This window comes from Erwinia sp., from assembly GCF_031978025.1.
In the GTDB taxonomy this organism is placed as follows: domain Bacteria; phylum Pseudomonadota; class Gammaproteobacteria; order Enterobacterales; family Enterobacteriaceae; genus Erwinia.
This window is the reverse complement of sequence record NZ_DALZCD010000057.1, coordinates 1-18,994: the sequence shown is the minus strand read 5'-3', so window position 1 is coordinate 18,994 and position 18,994 is coordinate 1. Positions and strand designations below refer to the sequence as shown.

At 53.5% G+C, this 18,994-nt stretch carries 20 protein-coding genes and 1 pseudogene; 3 read left to right on the top strand and 18 right to left on the bottom strand.

The features are described 5' to 3' along the window. Both RTK32_RS06675 and RTK32_RS06670 read right to left on the bottom strand, forming a co-directional pair. Positions 1-209, bottom strand: a pseudogene (locus tag RTK32_RS06675) (glycosyl transferase); the annotation flags it as partial. Between the two features lie 49 nt (positions 210-258). Then, the gene (locus RTK32_RS06670; protein ID WP_312042694.1) at positions 259-1,056 is read right to left on the bottom strand and encodes a mannosyl-3-phosphoglycerate phosphatase-related protein; all 798 of its coding nucleotides are present in this window, start codon (positions 1,054-1,056) and stop codon (positions 259-261) included. Positions 1,057-1,657: 601 nt separating this feature from the next. Between RTK32_RS06670 and RTK32_RS06665 the strand changes: the two genes are divergently transcribed. Together RTK32_RS06665 and dsrB are read left to right on the top strand one after the other, a co-directional pair. Further along, positions 1,658-1,816, top strand: a complete 159-nt coding sequence (locus RTK32_RS06665; RefSeq protein ID WP_246758933.1) for a YqaE/Pmp3 family membrane protein — start codon at positions 1,658-1,660, stop codon at positions 1,814-1,816. A gap of 63 nt (positions 1,817-1,879) precedes the next feature. Then, the gene (gene dsrB / locus RTK32_RS06660; RefSeq protein ID WP_312042693.1) at positions 1,880-2,071 is read left to right on the top strand and encodes a protein DsrB; all 192 of its coding nucleotides are present in this window, start codon (positions 1,880-1,882) and stop codon (positions 2,069-2,071) included. Positions 2,072-2,124: 53 nt separating this feature from the next. Here the strand turns inward: dsrB and RTK32_RS06655 are convergent, their stop codons facing one another. The 15 genes from RTK32_RS06655 to fliF all read right to left on the bottom strand — a co-directional run bounded on the left by RTK32_RS06655 (position 2,125) and on the right by fliF (position 16,175). Beyond that, on the bottom strand, positions 2,125-3,810 hold the full coding sequence (locus RTK32_RS06655) for a methyl-accepting chemotaxis protein (RefSeq protein ID WP_312042692.1): 1,686 nt from the start codon (positions 3,808-3,810) through the stop codon (positions 2,125-2,127). Positions 3,811-3,965: 155 nt separating this feature from the next. Continuing rightward, on the bottom strand, positions 3,966-4,601 hold the full coding sequence (gene rcsA, locus RTK32_RS06650; RefSeq protein WP_312042691.1) for a transcriptional regulator RcsA: 636 nt from the start codon (positions 4,599-4,601) through the stop codon (positions 3,966-3,968). A gap of 654 nt (positions 4,602-5,255) precedes the next feature. After that, a complete protein-coding gene (gene fliR / locus RTK32_RS06645) occupies positions 5,256-6,041 on the bottom strand; it encodes a flagellar biosynthetic protein FliR (protein WP_312042690.1) in 786 nt (261 codons plus the stop codon). Next, positions 6,042-6,311, bottom strand: a complete 270-nt coding sequence (gene fliQ, locus RTK32_RS06640) for a flagellar biosynthesis protein FliQ (RefSeq protein WP_312042689.1) — start codon at positions 6,309-6,311, stop codon at positions 6,042-6,044. Between the two features lie 83 nt (positions 6,312-6,394). Further along, positions 6,395-7,129, bottom strand: coding sequence for a flagellar type III secretion system pore protein FliP (fliP, locus tag RTK32_RS06635; protein WP_312042688.1), 735 nt, complete (start codon positions 7,127-7,129; stop codon positions 6,395-6,397). After that, entirely contained in the window at positions 7,126-7,563 is a 438-nt protein-coding gene (fliO, locus tag RTK32_RS06630; RefSeq protein WP_312042687.1) for a flagellar biosynthetic protein FliO, read from the bottom strand. The genes fliP and fliO overlap by 4 nt, the downstream gene beginning before the upstream one ends. 38 nt (positions 7,564-7,601) lie before the next feature. Beyond that, positions 7,602-8,009: a flagellar motor switch protein FliN gene (gene fliN, locus RTK32_RS06625; protein ID WP_312042686.1), complete on the bottom strand. Its 408-nt coding sequence runs from the start codon at positions 8,007-8,009 to the stop codon at positions 7,602-7,604. Continuing rightward, positions 8,002-9,009 carry a flagellar motor switch protein FliM gene (gene fliM / locus RTK32_RS06620; protein WP_312042685.1) on the bottom strand — a complete coding sequence of 336 codons (1,008 nt, stop codon included), beginning with the start codon at positions 9,007-9,009 and terminating at the stop codon, positions 8,002-8,004. The genes fliN and fliM overlap by 8 nt, the downstream gene beginning before the upstream one ends. Positions 9,010-9,015: 6 nt before the next feature. Beyond that, a complete protein-coding gene (gene fliL, locus RTK32_RS06615; protein WP_312042684.1) occupies positions 9,016-9,495 on the bottom strand; it encodes a flagellar basal body-associated protein FliL in 480 nt (159 codons plus the stop codon). 144 nt (positions 9,496-9,639) lie between these two features. Continuing rightward, on the bottom strand, positions 9,640-10,953 hold the full coding sequence (locus RTK32_RS06610) for a flagellar hook-length control protein FliK (protein ID WP_312042683.1): 1,314 nt from the start codon (positions 10,951-10,953) through the stop codon (positions 9,640-9,642). Beyond that, positions 10,950-11,396 carry a flagellar export protein FliJ gene (fliJ, locus tag RTK32_RS06605; RefSeq protein WP_312042682.1) on the bottom strand — a complete coding sequence of 149 codons (447 nt, stop codon included), beginning with the start codon at positions 11,394-11,396 and terminating at the stop codon, positions 10,950-10,952. Before fliJ ends, RTK32_RS06610 begins: the two co-directional genes overlap by 4 nt. 10 nt (positions 11,397-11,406) lie before the next feature. Further along, on the bottom strand, positions 11,407-12,771 hold the full coding sequence (gene fliI / locus RTK32_RS06600; RefSeq protein ID WP_312042681.1) for a flagellar protein export ATPase FliI: 1,365 nt from the start codon (positions 12,769-12,771) through the stop codon (positions 11,407-11,409). Beyond that, the gene (fliH, locus tag RTK32_RS06595; protein WP_312042680.1) at positions 12,771-13,481 is read right to left on the bottom strand and encodes a flagellar assembly protein FliH; all 711 of its coding nucleotides are present in this window, start codon (positions 13,479-13,481) and stop codon (positions 12,771-12,773) included. Before fliH ends, fliI begins: the two co-directional genes overlap by 1 nt. Continuing rightward, positions 13,474-14,466 (bottom strand): flagellar motor switch protein FliG, encoded by a 993-nt coding sequence (gene fliG, locus RTK32_RS06590; RefSeq protein WP_312042679.1) that lies wholly within the window; start codon positions 14,464-14,466, stop codon positions 13,474-13,476. Before fliG ends, fliH begins: the two co-directional genes overlap by 8 nt. Continuing rightward, positions 14,463-16,175, bottom strand: coding sequence for a flagellar basal-body MS-ring/collar protein FliF (gene fliF / locus RTK32_RS06585; protein WP_312042678.1), 1,713 nt, complete (start codon positions 16,173-16,175; stop codon positions 14,463-14,465). Before fliF ends, fliG begins: the two co-directional genes overlap by 4 nt. Positions 16,176-16,420: 245 nt before the next feature. Here fliF and fliE point away from each other — a divergent pair, with 245 nt between their 5' ends. After that, positions 16,421-16,732: a flagellar hook-basal body complex protein FliE gene (gene fliE / locus RTK32_RS06580; protein WP_312042677.1), complete on the top strand. Its 312-nt coding sequence runs from the start codon at positions 16,421-16,423 to the stop codon at positions 16,730-16,732. A gap of 1,073 nt (positions 16,733-17,805) precedes the next feature. On the opposite strand, the gene RTK32_RS06575 is transcribed toward fliE, so the two are convergent. Continuing rightward, entirely contained in the window at positions 17,806-18,075 is a 270-nt protein-coding gene (locus RTK32_RS06575) for a hypothetical protein (protein WP_312042676.1), read from the bottom strand. Between the last annotated feature and the right edge of the window lie 919 nt (positions 18,076-18,994).

The following is an 18,994-nucleotide window of genomic DNA, read 5'->3' as shown; positions in this document are numbered from 1 at the left end:
ACTATCTCCTCCAGATAAGGCACCTTAGCCAGCTCATCGACAATGTGGTCGAGAGCCGGACCTTCCAGTTCTGAAAACAGCGAAGGCAGGATCAACCCCATTTTGCGCCGCGTGGCAAACTGCACCAGTTCCTGCTCCAACTCCTCAACCGGCCGGGCAGTAAGGTTATGAAAGTTGGTAATAACGCCATTCTGAAAAAAATCACTCATCGCGTGTTCCTTAAGCCAGGCCCGCTGAACGGGCTGCATGGGAAATCTGTTATCCGGTAATGTAGTGCGTCAGACCTTCGCTCCAGCCTTCCGGGCCGAACCCTGCGCTGTAAAATACTTCTTTCTGGCGCGTCAACGTCACGCCGGTTTTGCTGTAGCCCTTGATCACTACAGCATAATCCACTTTCTCCAACATGGGCGCATCGTTAGGGCCGTCGCCCAGACCGATAGTAATCCAACGGCCCCTGCCGTGAGGAGGATAGTGCGTCAGCAGCCAGTCGAGGGCCGCGCCTTTACCGCGTCCCTGATTCATCACGTGCCAGAAGCGCCCCCCCTGCACCAGTTTCAGCTGTTCGGCTGCCAGCGCCTGTTGGAAAGCGGTGAACTGCTCGGGGGTATCCCGCCAAATCAGGCTCTCCGATCCTTCCCGCATTTTCGCCAGTGTGGCATCGTGCGGTGACAGCCCTGTCCAGTCAGCGACTTCTTTTTCCGTTACGTCGGCGAACCCCGTAAATTTAAAGCCCTGAGCCTGACGCAATTGCTGCAGCGTCTCGCAGATGCTGGGGTAATTTTTACCGGATACCTGTCCGGCCGCGGCAGGCGTTTGCTGCTGCCACTTCACCACGGCACCGTTTTCCGCAATAAAAGGCGAACCGAAGATATTCAGCGCGCGCTGTAAAGGCTCAATTTCCGCCGCCGTCTTGCTTGAACAGATGACCACAGGGATGTCCGCGTCTTTCAGACGCGCCAGCCAGGGTGAGGCAGCCTCCCAGCTGTAGGTATGATGATCCAGCAGGGAACCATCCAAATCCGTCACTATCATCAGGGGATCGCGCAGCGCCGGCATTGTTCTTTCTCCATAGCCTGAGGCAAGTGACTCAAGTATAGCGGTATTCAACAAAGGCGCTGGGCAGAGGCACATTTGGGCGAGACGCTCACAGCAGGAATTTTCTTAAAAATCAGCAGGAACCCTGGTAAGCAGCTACTTACATTTTAGCTGGCGACATCACGGGGCTGTGAGCGCAAAGGGTGGATAAATTCACAGCAAAAAAAGCGTGCGCCATGAAGTTAAGAAAATTCTTAATGTCCACAACCGATACGCTATAGAGGTAGAGATATTTCTCTGTAGCGAATTTTATTATTTCCCCGGCCTTTGGCCGGGTTTTTTTTCGCCCCTGACCGGCCGGGGGCCGGAAAAAAGGAAAAAAAAAGCCCGCACTGCGCGGGCAAAAATCCTTGTTACTTTTTAGGTTGACTGCTCTTTTGGGGGGAGCAGTAGGAACAGTGTATGCCCTGGCGTTGTCAGAAGTCTCACCGTGAAACGTTAAAAAAGCGAAAAAACGCCGTCATTACGTTGTTTTACATGCGGCGACAGGCGCAACGGCAGATTCGGGCTATACTGAACAAACGATTACAAAACAAGCTGTTATCCGCGCTATGGAGGCGACATGGATTTTTTACGTATCATTATTGCTATTCTTCTGCCACCACTGGGTGTGTTTATGCAGGTCGGCTTTGGCGGCGCCTTCTGGTTGAACATTCTGCTGACGCTCTGTGGCTACATTCCGGGTATCGTGCATGCGGTTTGGGTTATTGCCCGTCGTTAAAAGAACCGATTTCCGGGTAAGATGCGCTATCTTATTTGTAGCGCACTCTACCAGGAGAAAAAGATGAAGGTAAACGATCGGGTCACGGTCAAGACCGACGGCGGGCCACGGCGCGCCGGCACGGTACTGGCGGTTGAAGATTTCAGCGAAGGCACGATGTATCTGGTTTCGCTGGAGGACTATCCGCAGGGGATCTGGTTTTTTAACGAGGTGGGGCAGCGGGACGGTATCTTCGTAGAGCCGCACGCCGATTAACCGGGCAGCATAAAAAGAAAAGGGCGATATGTTCGCCCTTTTTTATGTCTGCTTTAAAATTTTTCCCAGTTATCACCGTTCGCCAGCACCGGACGCAACGGCGCGGCTTTTGTTTTACTCACTGGCGCGACCGGTTGAGAGAGACCGCCAATACGGAACGCCGCCACGGCCTGAGTCAGACGTGACGCCTGCTCTTCCAGCGAGGAAGCCGCAGCAGAAGCCTGTTCCACCAGCGAAGCGTTTTGCTGGGTAACGTTATCCATTTCCGATACGGCCTGGCTGACCTGCTCAATGCCCCGGCTTTGTTCGTCGGAGGCAGAGGCTATCTCCGCCATAATGTTCGTCACGCTGCGTACGGCCTCGACAATAGCCGTCATTTTCTCTCCTGCCTGACCCACCTGAATGGAGCCTTGATCGACAAGGCCGACCGATTCGGCAATCAATGCTTCAATCTCTTTTGCGGCCCCGGCGCTACGCTGCGCCAGATTGCGCACCTCGCTGGCCACCACGGCAAAACCGCGGCCCTGTTCGCCAGCCCGCGCTGCCTCAACGGCGGCATTCAGGGCCAGAATATTGGTCTGAAAAGCGATACTGTTAATCACATTGGTGATTTCAGCGATCTTCTTCGAGCTGGTAGAGATATTATTCATGGTGCCGACCACACCGGAAACGATATCGCCGCCCTGACGAGCTTTACCAGACGCATCACTCGCCAGCTGACTGGCATGGTGCGCATTTTCCGCATTCTGCTTCACGGTCGCCGTAAGCTGTTCCATGCTGGCTGCCGTTTCTTCCAGCGCCGCGGCCTGCTGTTCGGTACGGGAAGAAAGGTCGGTATTGCCCGCTGAAATTTCGGTTGACCCCTGATAGATAGCTTCTGCGCCTTCACGTACCGTGCCAACCGTTTTCATCAGCGCCTGCTGCATGGTCTGCAGGTTGCTGCCGAGCATACCGATCTCACTGCGGCCCCAGGCCTGTGGGGGAGCGGTCAGGTCTCCCTGAGAGATGCGTTCAATTCGCTGCACCGCCTGGCGCAGCGGAGCAATAACCACGCGACGCAGGAAAATAAAGGTGGCCAGCGTCAGTAGCAGCGCAGCGGCAAAAGCGCCCGCCATCATAATAAAGCCCATACGGTTCTGCGCTTCAGCCATTGTATTAATCTCAGTGGCTCGCTGGGTACGGATAGCGATGGCTTTCAGCAGGATGGCGTTATAGTCGTCATCAAGGGCACGCGTGAAATCTGATTCCCGTGTTATAACGCTTTCAAAGCTACCATCTTTGGCGCTTTTCATCATCGGCAGCACGCCCTGGCTAAGATAAGCCGTAAAGCGAGTATTCAGTTCGTTATCCAGCGCTTCATCTGCCGGGGTTTTAATCCGTCGGTTCATGTAAATTTTGAAATTGTCGGAAGCCTGCTGGATGCGCTTTTCTGCTTGTTTAAGGTTCTCGTTAAACAAATCCATATCGCCTACGCGTACCGCTGTGCCCGCGTGAATGATATTTAGCCGTGCCGTACGCAGATGGTTAGAACTGTTAGAGATGGCCATGCGTATCTGGATTTCTTCCGTAGCGTCCTTAAGCGATTGATTGCCATGGGTCAGATAATAACTGGCCAGGCCAATACACAAGGCGAACAGAAACAAAATGGCGCCAAGAATAGCGGTAAAAAGGGGAACCAGGCGCAGGTGCTGCCAGAAACTTAATTGAGAAGAACCTGTCTGTTGGGGGAGTGCTGCCATGTCCTTTTGCTCTCTGTCTGGGTAAACGAAGCGGCAGGCTTCGCTCTGTTTACAACTCATCGGCAAAGGACAAAAAAAGGTTAATAAAAAAGTGTGATCCCGCTAACAGTTATCACTAAAAAAAAAGCCGGCAGATGCCGGCTTTTTTCTGACGCTTAACGAACGTTGACGTAAATACCGCTGGTCACGTTATCGGTCAGGCGTACCACATGATATATGACCTGTTTATTATGGGTCTTAATCTTGCGTTTGATATTGCCTTTATGAGAAGAAACCGTTTTGGCCTTAATCTGCATTTTGTCCGAGATCTGAATGGTATCGTGACCGGACATCCACATTTTAAGCATGTTCGACTCGGTTTGGCTTAGCGTCAATGGATGAACATCGAAACCAGCGGAATAGCGAGGAGACACGTTAAGTTTCTTCTGGAAATAGGACAGAAGTAAGTTATCGAGTGTAGCTGGCTTAATCGATTTTGACGTAATAATCAGGTTCTTACGAACGTAGAGGTATTCCTCAAAATGGATGTTAGAGATAGCCATGAAAATAAAGAACAGCGTGTCAGGGTGCTGCATAATAATATTTCTTATGCGCTCGCTGGCATCTGCTTCATAAATAAAACAATCTTCGTTAATAAAGACAACGCCTGGTTGAAGCTGTTGGCATTTAACTTGAAGCTGATCAATGTCGGCAACGGAAGTGATATTTTTCTTTTTAACACCCTTCACAGACATGTAATCAGTAAGGCCTAAGCGTGTATAGCTGCATGAATCCATTATAATTGTTGGCATAATTGCGACCCTCACCAAATTGTTATTCGTTTAAACTAACGATGAATTACGCGTTGTGTAAGTTACGAGAGTAATATGTTCTGTTTTCAATTTTATTATTTGTACTCAGCATGACGTTTGTCAGCAGACGCTGAAAAAAACCTTTGCATGCTCAATGTAACCGTTTAATTCAGGCAATAAACCCACGACCAACGCGGTAAAACATCCGTAGACAGATGGAGGATCTGACAGAAGTTTGCCGCACTGCTTTGTGAACGTCGTCACTATCGCGCAGAATGGAGAAAAATCTGATAGGACGAATCCTAAAAAACATTCATTGCGCGAATGTGTGCCGATAAATGGGGCACTAAACCTGCTGTGAAATACGATTTGCTACAAAAATAGCGGCAAAAAATAAAATTTCCAGTAAAAACAGACATTTTTATCTACCCTGGTGCTTAACATTTAAGCAACATTGCATCCGTTTCGTTAAATAAAATACGCTAACTGGCATTTAATAAGAATAATTTTCACAGAATAAGGCGATTTATCAGATTTTCCTTAAGACTTTTCCGGTATGTATGGTTTGAAAAATGCGCAAAAACATTCTACACGCTTAACAATGTATTAGCGGGGCATGTTAAAGCGGTACTGAACATGACGGAATACTTAAGTTTATCTGGCAGGAATTTCGCTCAGAATCTGTGAGAGTAAATCAAATACTTCGCTGAATAAATGCTCACAAAATGGGGCGAACAGCGGCATCATCAGGCTCATGAAGATAAGACCGATTGATAAGGTGATGGGGAAGCCGATAGCAAAAACCGACAGCTGAGGTGTAACACGGTTTAACAAACCCAGTGCCAGGTTAACAATGAGCAGTAGCGTGATTAGGGGTAGCGCTAATCGCATTCCATTAAGGAAAATCAGATTGGCTGCTTTTGTTAACGCCAGAAACGCGTTGCCGTTGATTAGGTCACCGCCGATGGGCAGCGTATGAAAACTGTCGGCAACCATCGAAATTAACCACAGATGACCGTTAAAAGATAAAAACAGCAGCATAGCCAGCATATCGATAAGACGGGCCAGTACCGGCATATTCAGATGACTGGAAGGGTCGAAAAAGGTGGCAAAAGAGATCCCCATTTGCAAACCAATTATTTCACCCGCGGTTCTGACTGCCGCAAAGGCAAATTGCATCGTAAAACCGATAGCCACGCCAATCAGAATCTGCTGAATCAGCAGCCAGAAGCCGCCAACTGAGAACAAGGTCACATTAACCGGGGGCAGAGAGGGGATCAAAACCCAGGTGATCAGTACCCCTAAACCCAACTTGACCTTTTTACCGATCGATTTTTCGCTGAGGATAGGCGCGGTCATGATTAATGCCAGCACGCGAGCGAGGGGCCAAAAAAGCTGCCCCATCCATAACACCAGCTGACTGCTATCGAAGTTAATCATTTAACCGATCATATTAGGCAGGTTGGTAAACAGGTTACGCATGTAGTCCAGTATCAGACCCAGCATCCACGGACCAGCCACAACGATAGTCGCCACAACGGAAAGGATTTTTGGAATAAAAGAGAGCGTTTGTTCGTTAATCTGCGTCGCCGCCTGCAGCAGGCTGATCAGCAGACCGCTGAACAAGGCCGCCAGCAGCAGCGGGGCCGCCAGGATCAGCGCAACGTGCAGCGCATCATGACCAATTGACATAACCGATTCAGGTGTCATCACGACTCCGGGAAAATTAAAGGCCGATAGTGTCGCGACATGTCGCGTCGCGAGCGTTGTTGGGCGACTTTATCGCCCGACTATTATGAGTAGAAGCTTTGCGCCAGCGAGCTAATCAGCAGCTGCCAGCCGTCTACCAGCACGAACAGCATCAGCTTAAACGGAAGCGCAATGGTCGCGGGCGGTACCATCATCATCCCCAGCGCCATCAGCACGCTGGCGACCACTAAATCAATAATCAAAAAAGGAATAAATACGGTAAAGCCAATCTGGAAGGCTGTTTTCAGTTCGCTGGTCACGTAAGCCGGCAGCAGAATACGCATCGGCACCGCTTCCGGCCCCTGCAGAGGCGGAGAGTTAGCCAGGCGAGCAAACAGAGCCAGATCCGCTTCACGAGTCTGACGCAGCATAAATTCACGCAGCGGCTGCGCCCCTTTATCCATCGCATCCTGCATGCTGATTTTATCTTCGCTAAACGGCAGATAGGCGTTCTGATAAATCTTGTCCAGCACCGGGCTCATAATAAAGAAGGTTAAAAACAGCGCCAGGCCCAGCAGGACCTGGTTTGGCGGTGCGGACGGCGTGCCCAGCGCGTTACGCAGCAGGCCAAAAACAATGATGATGCGAGTGAAACTGGTCATCATCAGTAAAATGGCGGGCAGGAAAGTCAGCGAGGTGATAAACACCAGCGTCTGTACCGGCAGTGACCAGCTCTGGCCCCCGTTTGCGGTAGGACGGCTGACCAGGCCCGGCAGCTGAGCATGAACCTCAGGTGCCAGCAGCAGCAGCAGCGCTAAAAAAGGAAGAATGCGTTTCATTTTGGTTTTCCGGCGCGTTTAATAAGCTCGAATACCTGACGGAAATCGCCAGCGGGCTGCGGCTCTTCCGGATTTTCCTGCACTGGTGAAGGTGGCAGGGTATGCAGATGAGTAATCTGCTGCGCGGTAACGCCCAGGACCAGCCGGGCATCCTGCACGTCGACAATCACTACGCGTTCACGCTGCCCCACCTGACAGGTGGCGCTGATAACGATATCTCGCTGGCCGCGCTTGCCCGTTTTCGGCGCAAAACCGAAGCGTTTCGCCAGCCAGGCACAGGCCAGGATCATCAGAATGATCACCGCCAGTACGCTACTGACCTGCGTCAGCACGGAACCGGTAGAAACGGTCGGCTGACCTACCGGCTGCTGCGTTTGTCCCGCCGTAGCCGGCGAATGCACCGCCGGCTGTGGCTGAGTCTGGCTCGTGTTCATTGGCGCTTGCTCCTGCTGCGTCTGGCTGGCATTCGTCATTAGCGGCTCAGTCGACGCATACGCTCAGACGGCGTGATGATGTCGGTGATGCGGACGCCGTATTTATCGGCGACCACCACTACTTCGCCCTGAGCAATCAGGTAGCCGTTGATCAAAATATCCAGCGGCTCGCCGGCGAGGCCTTCCAGCGCCACCACGGAACCCTGCGTCAGGCGCAGCAGCTCTTTGATGGTCATCTTGGTGCGGCCCAGCTCAACGGTCAGCTTGACCGGAATATCCATAATTAAATCGATATCCTGCAGCGAACCGGCGATATTATTGCTTTCCAGCGATTTAAACACCCCTTCGGACGCGGGACTGGTTGAGTTTGTCTGCTCGTTCAGCGCGTCAGCCCAAAGGTCGTCCGCAGAGAGATCGTCAACGGACGGCTTATTGGTGTCACTCATGGGGCTGTTCCTCATTCATCGAGTTCAAAATCGGGTTAATCAGATGTTCTACACGCAGCGCGTACTGCCCATTCATGGTGCCGTACTGGCTGGTTAACACCGGGACGCCATCGACATGAGCGATAATGCGATCCGGTTTTTCTATCGGTAATACATCGCCAGGCTTCAGGGCCAGCAGGCGTGAAATCCGCATCGAGACATCAGCAAAGTTCGCGATCAGCTCCAGTTCGGAGTGCTGAACCTGCTTAACCAGCGTCTCACGCCAGTTCTGATCTTCCTGACGCGAGTTCTCCAGCGGCGGGTTGACCAGGGTTTCACGCAGCGGTTCAATCATGCTGAACGGAATGCAGATATTGAACTCGCCAACCAGGTTGCCAATCTCCACCTGAAACGGCGTGGTAATCACGATATCGTTAGGTGAAGTAGTAATATTAGTAAACTTTACCTGCATTTCGGAGCGAACATACTCCACGTCCAGCGGATAAATCGGTTTCCATGCATCACTATAGCCTTCCAGCGCCAGCTTCAGCATTTTACGGATGACACGCTGTTCGGTTGCCGTAAACTCGCGGCCTTCCACTTTGGTAGGGAAGCGACCGTCTCCGCCAAACAGGTTATCCACGGCGATAAACACCAGGCTCGGCGAAAACACTACCAGCGCCGTGCCGCGCAGCGGCTTCAGATGGATCAGGTTCAGGTTCGTCGGGACCGGCAGGTTGCGAGCAAATTCATGATAAGGCTGAATCTTAATCGCGCCCACCGTGATGTCCGGGCTACGGCGCAGCAGGTTAAACAGCGCCATCCTGTAAGAACGAGCAAAGCGTTCGTTAATGATCTCCAGCGCCTGCAGCCGCTCGCGAACCATGCGACGCTGGGTATTGGGATCGTAAGGACGAATATCATTGTCGCCCGCCGTGCTGGTATTTTCTTCCGCCGCGCTGTCGCTGTCGCCATTGAGCAGCGCGTCAATTTCCGCTTGTGAGAGAATGCTGTCGCCCATTTTGCCCTACCTCAGGATAAAGGCGGTGAACAGAACGTCCGTCACCTTCTGCGGAGGTTGTCCCGGCACCAGTGGCGGTGCGAGCGTGGCTTTAATTTGTTTAACCAGCTCCTGCTTGCCCTGTTCGCTGCCCAGTGATGAAGCATTCTGGTTAGAGAGCAGCAGCAGCAGACGGCTGCGCACTTCCGGCAGATAATCATTAACGCGCTGTAACGTTTCCTGGTCGGGCAGACGCAGCGTAAAGCCAACGTACAGCACGCGATCGGGGTCGTTATCCGGATTAATCAGGTTAACGGTAAACGTATCCAGCGACAGGAATACCGGTGCTGGCGGCGGCGCAGGCTTTTCAGCTTTCGCCGTCTCGGCAGACCCGTGCATTTTATGCCAGACCAGGTAACCTCCTGCGCCACAAGCAGCCAGTACTACCAGCGCTATCAGGATAATCAAGAGTTTACGTTTGCCGCTTTTGGCTTTCTTCTCAGTCATACGGGCGATAATTCCTGTGAGTATATTCAAGAGCCGGGAGTGCCTGCTCTCTGACGACGTTATGGGCAGATTATCCCGCATCGCTCGCTAAACAATAGGGCGAAAAGACGCGGGTTTTGCCGTTAACTTTGGCGTTTGTGATCGTCAGGCGAAAATATCAACGGCATTGCTGCCCGAGGCGCGTGACTGCAGGGAGGCAGGAACAGCAATGGGGGTGATATCGCTGTCGGTGTCACCAGCCAGGCTGAACGTGTTGCCACGGCTGTTATTACGCTGTTCCTGCTGGCCGCCAAAGCTCTGGCTCTGGGCCTGCGCATCGCTGCTGACGTTAGTCTGGCCGAGGTTGATACCGTTTTGCGCCAGCGCTTCTTTCAGCTGTGGCATAGCGGCTTCCAGCGCGGCGCGAACCTGACTGTGGTTCGAAACCATGCTCAACTGCGCCTGATCGCTGTCCAGCTTCAGGCTAATCTGGATGCTGCCCAAATCCTGAGGATGCAGATGCAGTTCGGCAGTCTGCTGACCGTTGCGGCTGAACATCACAATCTGCTGGCCCAGCGCCTGCTGCCATTCCGGGCTACCCAGCTGAGAACTCAGCTGTGGCGCAGCCGGTGCGCTGACCACCGAGGTTGTCGCAGGCGTTATGGCGGCGGAAGCGGCGCTGATAGCTGAAGGCGTAATGGCCGTCTGGCTGGACGCACCGGCACTGTCTTTGTCGCTATCTTTCGTCACCTGTCCCAGTACCTGCTGGAAAGCGCTGTTCAGCGTAGCGACGTCGTTTTTCGGCGTATCTGCCGCTGCGCTCAGAGGCGTATTACCGTTTAGCGTACGGCTGCCGCTCTCTTTCGCGTTTTCATCGCCACTGACGGCAGGGGCGTTGGTGCCGCCCGCGTTGGCTAACAGTGAGGAAAGGGTAGCGTTAGCATTGCTGTTACCGCTTTTAATCGTGCCCTCGGCCAGGCTGTCGCTGCCTTTAGCCAGCGTGGCGGCCGGCTGCTGCTGCGCCTGGGGCAGCATAGCGAATAGCGCCTGCAGCGCTTGCATATCGCTGCTGCTCAGCGGCGTAGCGGCAGCAGCAGTCTCGCTGCCGTCGCGTGTCTCAGTCAGTGCGAGCTCTTTGCCATCAGCTGGCGTTTTCGTCGGCTGTAACAGGGCGTTCAACGTTTCCGGTTTATCCAGCGCGGCCAGCAGCGCGTTAAGCTTTGCTTTCGGCGAGGCGGCGTTTTTATCGTCGGTTGCGGCTACGGCAGCCACAGCCGAAGCGGGCAGGGCAGTCTGTCCCTGTTGTGCCAGCAGTTTATTGCCCAGCAGCGCCAGGAAACCTGCGCTGCCGGCATGTGCGCCGTGGGCCGTTGCCGTGCCGCCGATGTCGGTGCCTACATCAGTAGCGTCTGCCGCAGCGCCGTGGGTAGAAGCGGTTGCGGTTTTCGCCGCGGTGTTAGCCAGTGGCAAAGTGATCATTCGCCTTTCCTCAATGATGCCCGTTGGGCAAATTCATCCATCCGTTTCTGATCGAGACGGTTTTCCTGTAATAGTGCGGTTGCTGCCGCGCGAGCCTGCAGGGTTTCATAAGCATGAAGCCGCTGCTGCTTGTCACGCCACAGGCGCAATGCGTTTTCTACCCGACCATTCCACTGCGCCAACTGCTGGCGATGCTGGGCAATCGCCTTTTCCAGCGTCTCGATAAACTGGTGGTAGTTGTACCAGCGGGTGCTGTTAATCCCTTCCGCCATGGTGTTGTTCAACGTTTTGCGATACTCGTCCTGATAGTTCAACAGCATATGCAGCTGCTCGTCGGCCTGTTTCTGGCCGCGACGAACGTCGCCCAGCTGGATAGCGGCTTTTTCCAGATCTTTCTGCGCCAGACCGCATAAGGTTTCAATCGGCGATGCGTGTTTTGCCATCAGTCAGCCCTTATCCAAAAATCGCCTGCAGATGCAGACAGGCGTCGTCAAACGTACTGCGCTCAAACATGCCCTGCTGCAGGAAGGTTTCCAGTTCCGGATAGAGCTTGATGGCTTTATCCAGCATAGGATCGCTACCTGCGGCGTAGGCGCCCACACTCACCAGATCGCGGTTACGCTGATAGCTGGAAAGCAGCTGTTTAAACTGGCGAACCCGCGCGTAGTGGGTGTCATCGATCAGGTGCGACATCACGCGGCTGATCGAGGCTTCAATATCAATAGCCGGATAGTGGCCAGACTCTGCAAGACGACGCGACAGCACGATGTGGCCGTCGAGAATGGCACGCGCGGAGTCCGCAATCGGATCCTGCTGGTCATCGCCTTCGGTCAGTACCGTATAAAAGGCAGTAATGGAGCCGCCGCCATCAATACCGTTACCGGCACGTTCCACCAGCGCAGGTAACTTGGCGAACACGGATGGCGGATAGCCTTTGGTCGCTGGCGGCTCGCCGATGGCCAGGGCGATTTCACGCTGAGCCATGGCGTAACGAGTCAGGGAATCCATAATCAACAGCACGTGCTGACCGCGGTCGCGAAAGTCTTCCGCGATGCGCGTGGCGTAAGCCGCGCCCTGCATACGCAGCAGCGGAGAAACATCCGCAGGCGCAGCAATAACTACCGAACGCGCACGGCCTTCGGTGCCAAGAATATTTTCAATAAAGTCTTTAACTTCACGGCCACGCTCGCCAATCAGTCCCACGACGATCACGTCGGCTTTGGTGTAGCGCGCCATCATGCCTAAGAGCACGCTCTTACCTACGCCGGAACCGGCGAACAGGCCCATACGCTGGCCGCGACCCACGGTCAGCAGCGCGTTGATCGCCCGCACGCCGGTGTCCAGCACGTCGGTAATGGGCGTACGCTGCAACGGGTTAAAAGGCGGCGTAATCAGCGGTGCGCGGTAGCCGGTTTCCGGCGCAGGCAGCCCGTCCAGCGGACGACCGCTGCCGTCGAGTACGCGTCCCAGCAGCTCCGGCCCCAGCATCAACTGCTTGCCGCTGTGCTGGCTGTCACCGGCCACGCGGGCATAAACGCGTGCGCCTGGCAGAATGCCTTCTACTTCTTCCAGCGGCATCAAAAACAGCTTCTGGCCATTAAAACCGACGACTTCACTCTCGACTTCGCTGACGCCGTTGCCGTCCATACGTTCGATTACACAGGTAGCGCCCAGCGGTAGCTGCAGGCCAGTCGCTTCCAGCACCAGGCCGGTGGCGCGGGTCAGGCGGCCATAGCGGCGAACGTCCGGCACATTGGCCAGACGCTGTTCGAAAGAATCCAAGGCGCCAAGCCAGCGCGATAAGCGAGAGGTGGTCATTACAGTTCTCCCGGTGCAGCAAGGCGGCAGAGTTCATGCCAGCGTGTGGCGATGCTGGCGTCCAGGTCGCCATCTTCGGCGCTGACTTTACAGCCGCCGGGATGGATAGAGTTGTCTGCCAGCAGGCGCCAGCCGTGCAGGCTAAGCATGGCGCCCAGCGAATGTTCAACGCGCTGCAAATCATCCGCATGCACGCGCAGCGTAGGTTTGCTGCTGAACATAGGTTCCTGCTGGATCATGCCCTGGATTTGACGAAGCAGGGCGGTGCCGTCAACGTGCGGTGCCTGGCCAATCACCTGACGAGCGGCCTCCAGGGCCAGCTGCATCAGGCGAGCCGCGATCACGCTGTCCAGCGCTTCCAGCGTCTGGGAAAACTCGGAAACCAGCTGCTGCATACGTGCCTGAAGCGGCGCCTGCTGCTGCTGTGCCTCGGCCAGCCCCTGTTGAAAGCCGGCTTCATAGCCCGCTTTCTGTCCTTCGTTAAAGCCCTGCTGATGCCCCTCGGCGTAACCCTGACCCTGCGCTTCGCTGCGCGCCTGATTTTGCATCTGCTCCAGCTCGAACTGCTGCTGGCTAAGCGGATCGTTCTGCAGATCCGCATCCGCCAGCGGCGCTTCCGGCTCGTCGAACGACGCCATCAGGGGCTTGTTGGGCTGCCCAAGATCGTTGGGCTGCCAGCGCTGCCAGGGCAGCGAAGATTTATCAAACATACTGTTCCTCGCCGCCGCCAATCACCATCTCGCCGCTTTCTGCCAGACGACGAACGATAAGCAGAATGGCTTTCTGTTCGGTTTCCACTGCCGACATACGCATCGGGCCGCGGTTCGCCAGATCGTCGCGCAGAATATCTGCCGCACGTGCTGACATGTTGCGCAGGAACTTCTCGCGCAGCGGCTGCTCGGAGCCTTTCAGCGCCACCAGCAGCGATTCCGATTCCACTTCCTGCAACAAACGCTGGATGCTGCGGTCGTCGACCTCCACCAGGTTTTCGAACAGGAACATCTCGTCGATGATTTTCTGCGCCAGTTCGCCGTCGAAATCGCGTACCGCTTCGATAACCGCTTCTTCCTGCTGCGTCTTCATCAGGTTGATGATTTCCGCTGCGGTTCTCACGCCGCCCATCTTCGCACGCTTGAGGTTCTGACCATCCAGCAGGCCATTCAGCACCTCGGTCAGTTCGGCCAGCGCGGCTGGCTGTACGCCACCGAAGGTAGCGATACGCAGCATCACATCGTGACGCAGACGTTCGTCGAACTGAGCCAGGATATCGGCTGCCTGAGAACGCTTCAGGTGTACCATAATCGTAGCAATAATCTGTGGATGTTCATCACGGATTAGATCCGCCGCTGCCTGCGGTTCCATAAAGTTGAGCGTTTCCATGCCCGTAGTGGTTTCGCGCGTTTCCAGAATATCTTCCAGCAGGGTGGCCGCGCGCTCTTCGCCCAGCGCCTTGGTCAGCACGGTACGCAGATAGTCATTAGAGTTGACGCTCAGCGCCGCAAACTGTTCGGCATCGGTTTCGAACTCGCGCAGAACTTCAGTCAGTTGCTTGTGAGAAACCTGGCGCATGTTAGAAATCGCGGCGCTCAGGTGCTGCACTTCGCGGGCGCCAAGGTGTTTAAACACCTCGGCTGCGCGGTCTTCGCCAATCGTCATCATCAGAATGGCGCTTTTTTCGGTACCGTTGAGACTCATAGCTCGTCCTTCATCCACTGGCGAATGACCAGAGCCACCACGCGTGGGTCGTTTTCCGACATCTCACGAATACGCTGGCTCATGACCTCAGCACTCATGCGGTGCTGAGACTTACGTTCTTGATCGAGATCGTCTGTCGACAACTTCACGGAGACGGCTTCATTATCATTGCTACCCATTCTTGACTGGGTCGCGGCTTCCACCATCGCTTTCTCCTGAAGCGCCTTACGCTGCAGCTGTGGGCGAACCAGCTTGCGGTAAAGGATCCAGGCCACAATCAGTACCAGCAACCAGCGTCCGCCTTCCATTACCTGGTCGATAAAGGACTGCTGCTGCCAGAATGGCAGGTCGCCACCGATTTCCTGCGTATCGTTGAACTGGGAGTTCACCACGTTCAGCGTATCGCCGCGCTGCTCTGAGTAGCCCATCGCTTCACGCGTCAGGTTATCAATCTGTTTCAGCTGCGCATCGGTTAACGCTACCGGCTTACCGGCCGCGTCGGTTTTATAGTTCACTACTACTGCCACAGAAAGACGTTGTACTTCACCCACATTCATCTTGGTATGCAGGATGGTGCGGTCTACTTCGTAGTTCGTGGTGTCATCATTGCGGGTGCTTAACGGCCCGGTTTTCGTCGTGCTGCTGTTCTGGTTCGCCGTGGCATTATTTGCCGTCGAGCTGTTTGCGCCATTCGCGCCATTCGCGCCGTTAGCAGGCGTGGTCACCGGTGCGCTGTTAGCAGGCGCAGGCTGGTTAGAAAGTGCGCCAGGCACGCCGCCAGACTGACCGCCGGACTGCTCGCTGTTGCTGCTCTGCCGTGAACGAATCGCCTGTTTAGAAGGATCGGCATTAGGCTGATACTTCTCGTCGGTCTGTTCACGAGCGTTAAAATCAATTTGCGCCGTAACCTGAGCATGTACGTTGCCGTTACCCAGAATCGGGTTCAGGATCGCTTCGATACGCTGCTGGTAGCGGGTTTCCACATCGGTGGCGTATTTCAACTGCGCATCGTTAAGATCGCGGTCAGCATTTTCAGACTGCGTCAGCAGATGACCGGCCTGATCAACCACGGTCACGTTACCCGGCGGCAGGCCGGCAACGCTGCTGGAAACCATATGCACGATGGCGCTGATTTGACCCTGGTCCAGCGCGCGGCCAGGCTGCAGCGTCAGCGTAACGGATGCCGTTGGCGCTTTCTGTTCACGGACAAACAGTGACGGTTTCGGCATGGCAAGATGTACGCGTACGTTCTTGACCGGGCCTAATGTTTCGATAGTACGGGACAGTTCGCCTTCCAGTGCGCGCTGGTAGTTAACCTGCTCGCTAAACTGGCTGATACCGAACTTTTCCTGATCCAGCAGCTCGAAGCCGACCGCGCCGCCTTTCGGCAAGCCCTGCTGGGCAAGACGCAGACGCAGCTCGTGTACTTTCTCTGCAGGCACCATCAGCGCACCGCCCTTATCATCGAACTGATAAGGAATGTTCATCTGGGTCAGCTGAGTAATGATGGCGCCGCCATCTTCGTCGCTGAGGTTGTTGTAAAGTACGCGATATTCTGGCTGTTTAGCCCACAGCACCATGGCGATAACAATGGCAACGGCAGCCGCCGCAGCGATGATAATCGGGATGCGAGGATTTGCCTTTAAACGAGCAAAAAGGTCGTTCATACCTTTCTTCTCTGGTTGATCCTGCGTGACAGTTGCATTCATGACTCTTTCCCGCCTGACAGTTGACCGGACTGTTTCGTGTAGTGTCGTAACAAATCTGACTCCCTGATGTGCTGGCTAAACAAAATTAATCCACCTCTTATGGGGTGCCATTATTTTCTGAAATGGAAAATTCGATGGCTGGATAAGCTATGACTTTTGCGCTTATTTACGGGCTTTGTCTTATTGACATTGTGGTAAGTTTTCAGACAGCAAAAAGCATCCCCATTTTTTAACCGAGGTAAGTCATGGCAATTCAGGGTATTGAGAGCGTAATGCAGCAGCTGCAGACCGCAGCGATTCAGGCCAGCGGTAAGCAAACCGATGCGGCCAGTCACGCAGACTTTGCAGACGCAATGAAAGTTGCACTGAATAAAATCAGCGACACGCAAACCGAAGCGCGGACTCAGGCGCAGGATTTTGAGATGGGCAAACCCGGCGTGAACCTGAATGATGTGATGATCGATATGCAGAAGGCGTCTGTCTCTATGCAGATGGGCATTCAGGTACGCAACAAGCTGGTCAACGCCTACTCTGAAATCATGAATATGCAGGTTTAGTGAGGGGAAGTGGCTGGTAATGAGTGGAAAGGCGACATAGCTTCCTGTTGGGAACACGTATGTAGCACAAACTCATTTCATTTGGAGTTCATAAGCACTCACTGCTGGTGGTTATTGTCTTCCATCCAGGTCCCCTGGATCCGATAAAGCATTTTGGCGTCAGCGTGACCCATTTGTGATGCGACGAAGTATGGATTCGCGCCTGCAGACAATGACCAGCAAGCATAAATGTGTCGTGCCTGGTCTGCTTTCCTGTGCCGCAGGCCCGCTCTTTTCAGTGCCCGATCCCACTCCGGCCTAAAGAATCGACAGCATAGTGAGAGCCACAGCGCCCGTTTGTGGCATTCACCCGCGGATTAAACACGAATGTCTCCTGGCCAGTCGTCCGGGCGAATTCGCACGTGTGCAATTTAAGGAAACATGCGCGTCAGTTCCCGCCGAGCGCGAAGAACATTAACGGCTGCATCGACCAGGTCGATTATCCTAACTTCCGTTCAGTTTTGGGTGGAGTGAACCCATCCTGCTGGGTGAGAGTGCGCTGAACAGTGATGATTCTTGCTGTAAGGTCGGTATCTTCCCCTACCAGGGCGCATCACTCGCTGTGCTTCATACCTGTTAAAATACGGAAAATATTACCGGGGTCGGACTGTGCGCGTGGTGCGCAGAAAGGCGTTAGTGCATCTTTAAATCAAGGACGCTCAGCGACGTGCTGGCAAAGAAATTTGATAAAACGCACCGATTTCTCGTTGCTAATCTGGTCGTTATCCTGATGGTCGGTTAAGCTTTGGGACTATAAAAGCGTCGCCTGCGCGCTGAAATTTCTACAGTAAGACCGCTCTCCTTCCATGTCAGTACTCCCGTCTTGCCGTATAAAGCGACGAGTGAGCATAGCGCTTACGACGCGGGTAACTGCTTTTATTCTCTTCAGGTGAGCACCTGTCTTACTTTTGTAGGGTAATACCTTTTATTTTCTTATCCTCTCTACAGCTGCGAACGAGCCGGTTTTTTTCGGGCTGGCTACACGTCTGCATCCAGCCCGAAAAAAACCGCCACAATGGGCGGTTAATGGCAGATTACTGCTCTTCGCCGAAATAATGTTTTCTTACCACAGCACCGGCATAGCTTCTTTGTACGAACAGCATGATGCGGCTGGCTTCGTTACTCAGAACAAATTTTTTTGACCCATTATCTTTATAAAACCTCCATGTAGTTCCCAGGTATTGGATGTTTTTCGCGTTTTGCATTCGCTTTACCTTAATACGCTTAAAACTGTTCGGTTTTTCCTCAACAGTGCTGCGTGCAGCCTTGCGAATGAGCGACTTATTAAGTATCGAACGATGCATGTTTTTCTTGAGGCAATCCGTAAAAAAAAGTAGCGAGGTTAACGAACAGCCTGTTTTACCCTGGGCCAGGGACTACCTTACGCAGGGAAGGACAGGTCTGATGCAGATCGCTGTAGGGTCATCGGGCAGAGTCTGTAACGTCCGGATAATGGGGTTTGATACGGTATGGAAGTTTTCATAGATAAGGCTGCTGCAGTATGGACAACAGGCCAGTTCAAAAAAAGAGGGCGGGTCAAAGGCTAAAGTAGTGATGTCGACGAAAAAAATACGCATTCTCGGGAGGGAATTGAATATTTATGCAGCACGTTGGCATAACGTTTAGCGATATGAGGTAAAAATAGTGCTCTTATCAAATCTTGAAGGCAGGCTTTAATGGCAACATTGATAGGTTCAGCACTGATTTTTTTTACTCTGCTTCTTCTGGTTACCTTCGCTCATCGCAAACGCAGTGCAAAAAATATTTCGGCACGACTTGTTGCGGAGAAAAGATAAACAAGTTTTGACTGTTACTGTATGAACAGAGCGTCGATGTTGAGGTACAGATGGCACGACTGCCTTCGCTGGAGAATATTTTCGGCTGCGAAGTCTCTTCAGTTTAGCGCCGATAGCGGAAAATGGCCTCAGAGCCTGCGAATAAAACGCGAGGATCCTGGGGATCTCACTGCGATCGTGACGGTCTTCCTCAGACGCACTGAGAGGCAGCTGAACACGTTACAACAGCTATTAAGGGGTAACAGAGCGTTAATGGCAAAAAGTGCTGTGGCAGCGTTACAGCCGTGTTTTAGCAGAAGTCTCCATATCGGGCGAACCTGTGAAGAGGCTGAATGAGGACGAAACAGGCTAAAAGAATAAATAATCGCACTTATCGAGGTTAAAAGAGGGTAAAATTCGACAGGAGAGCGAGGGAGTGTTAGGCTGG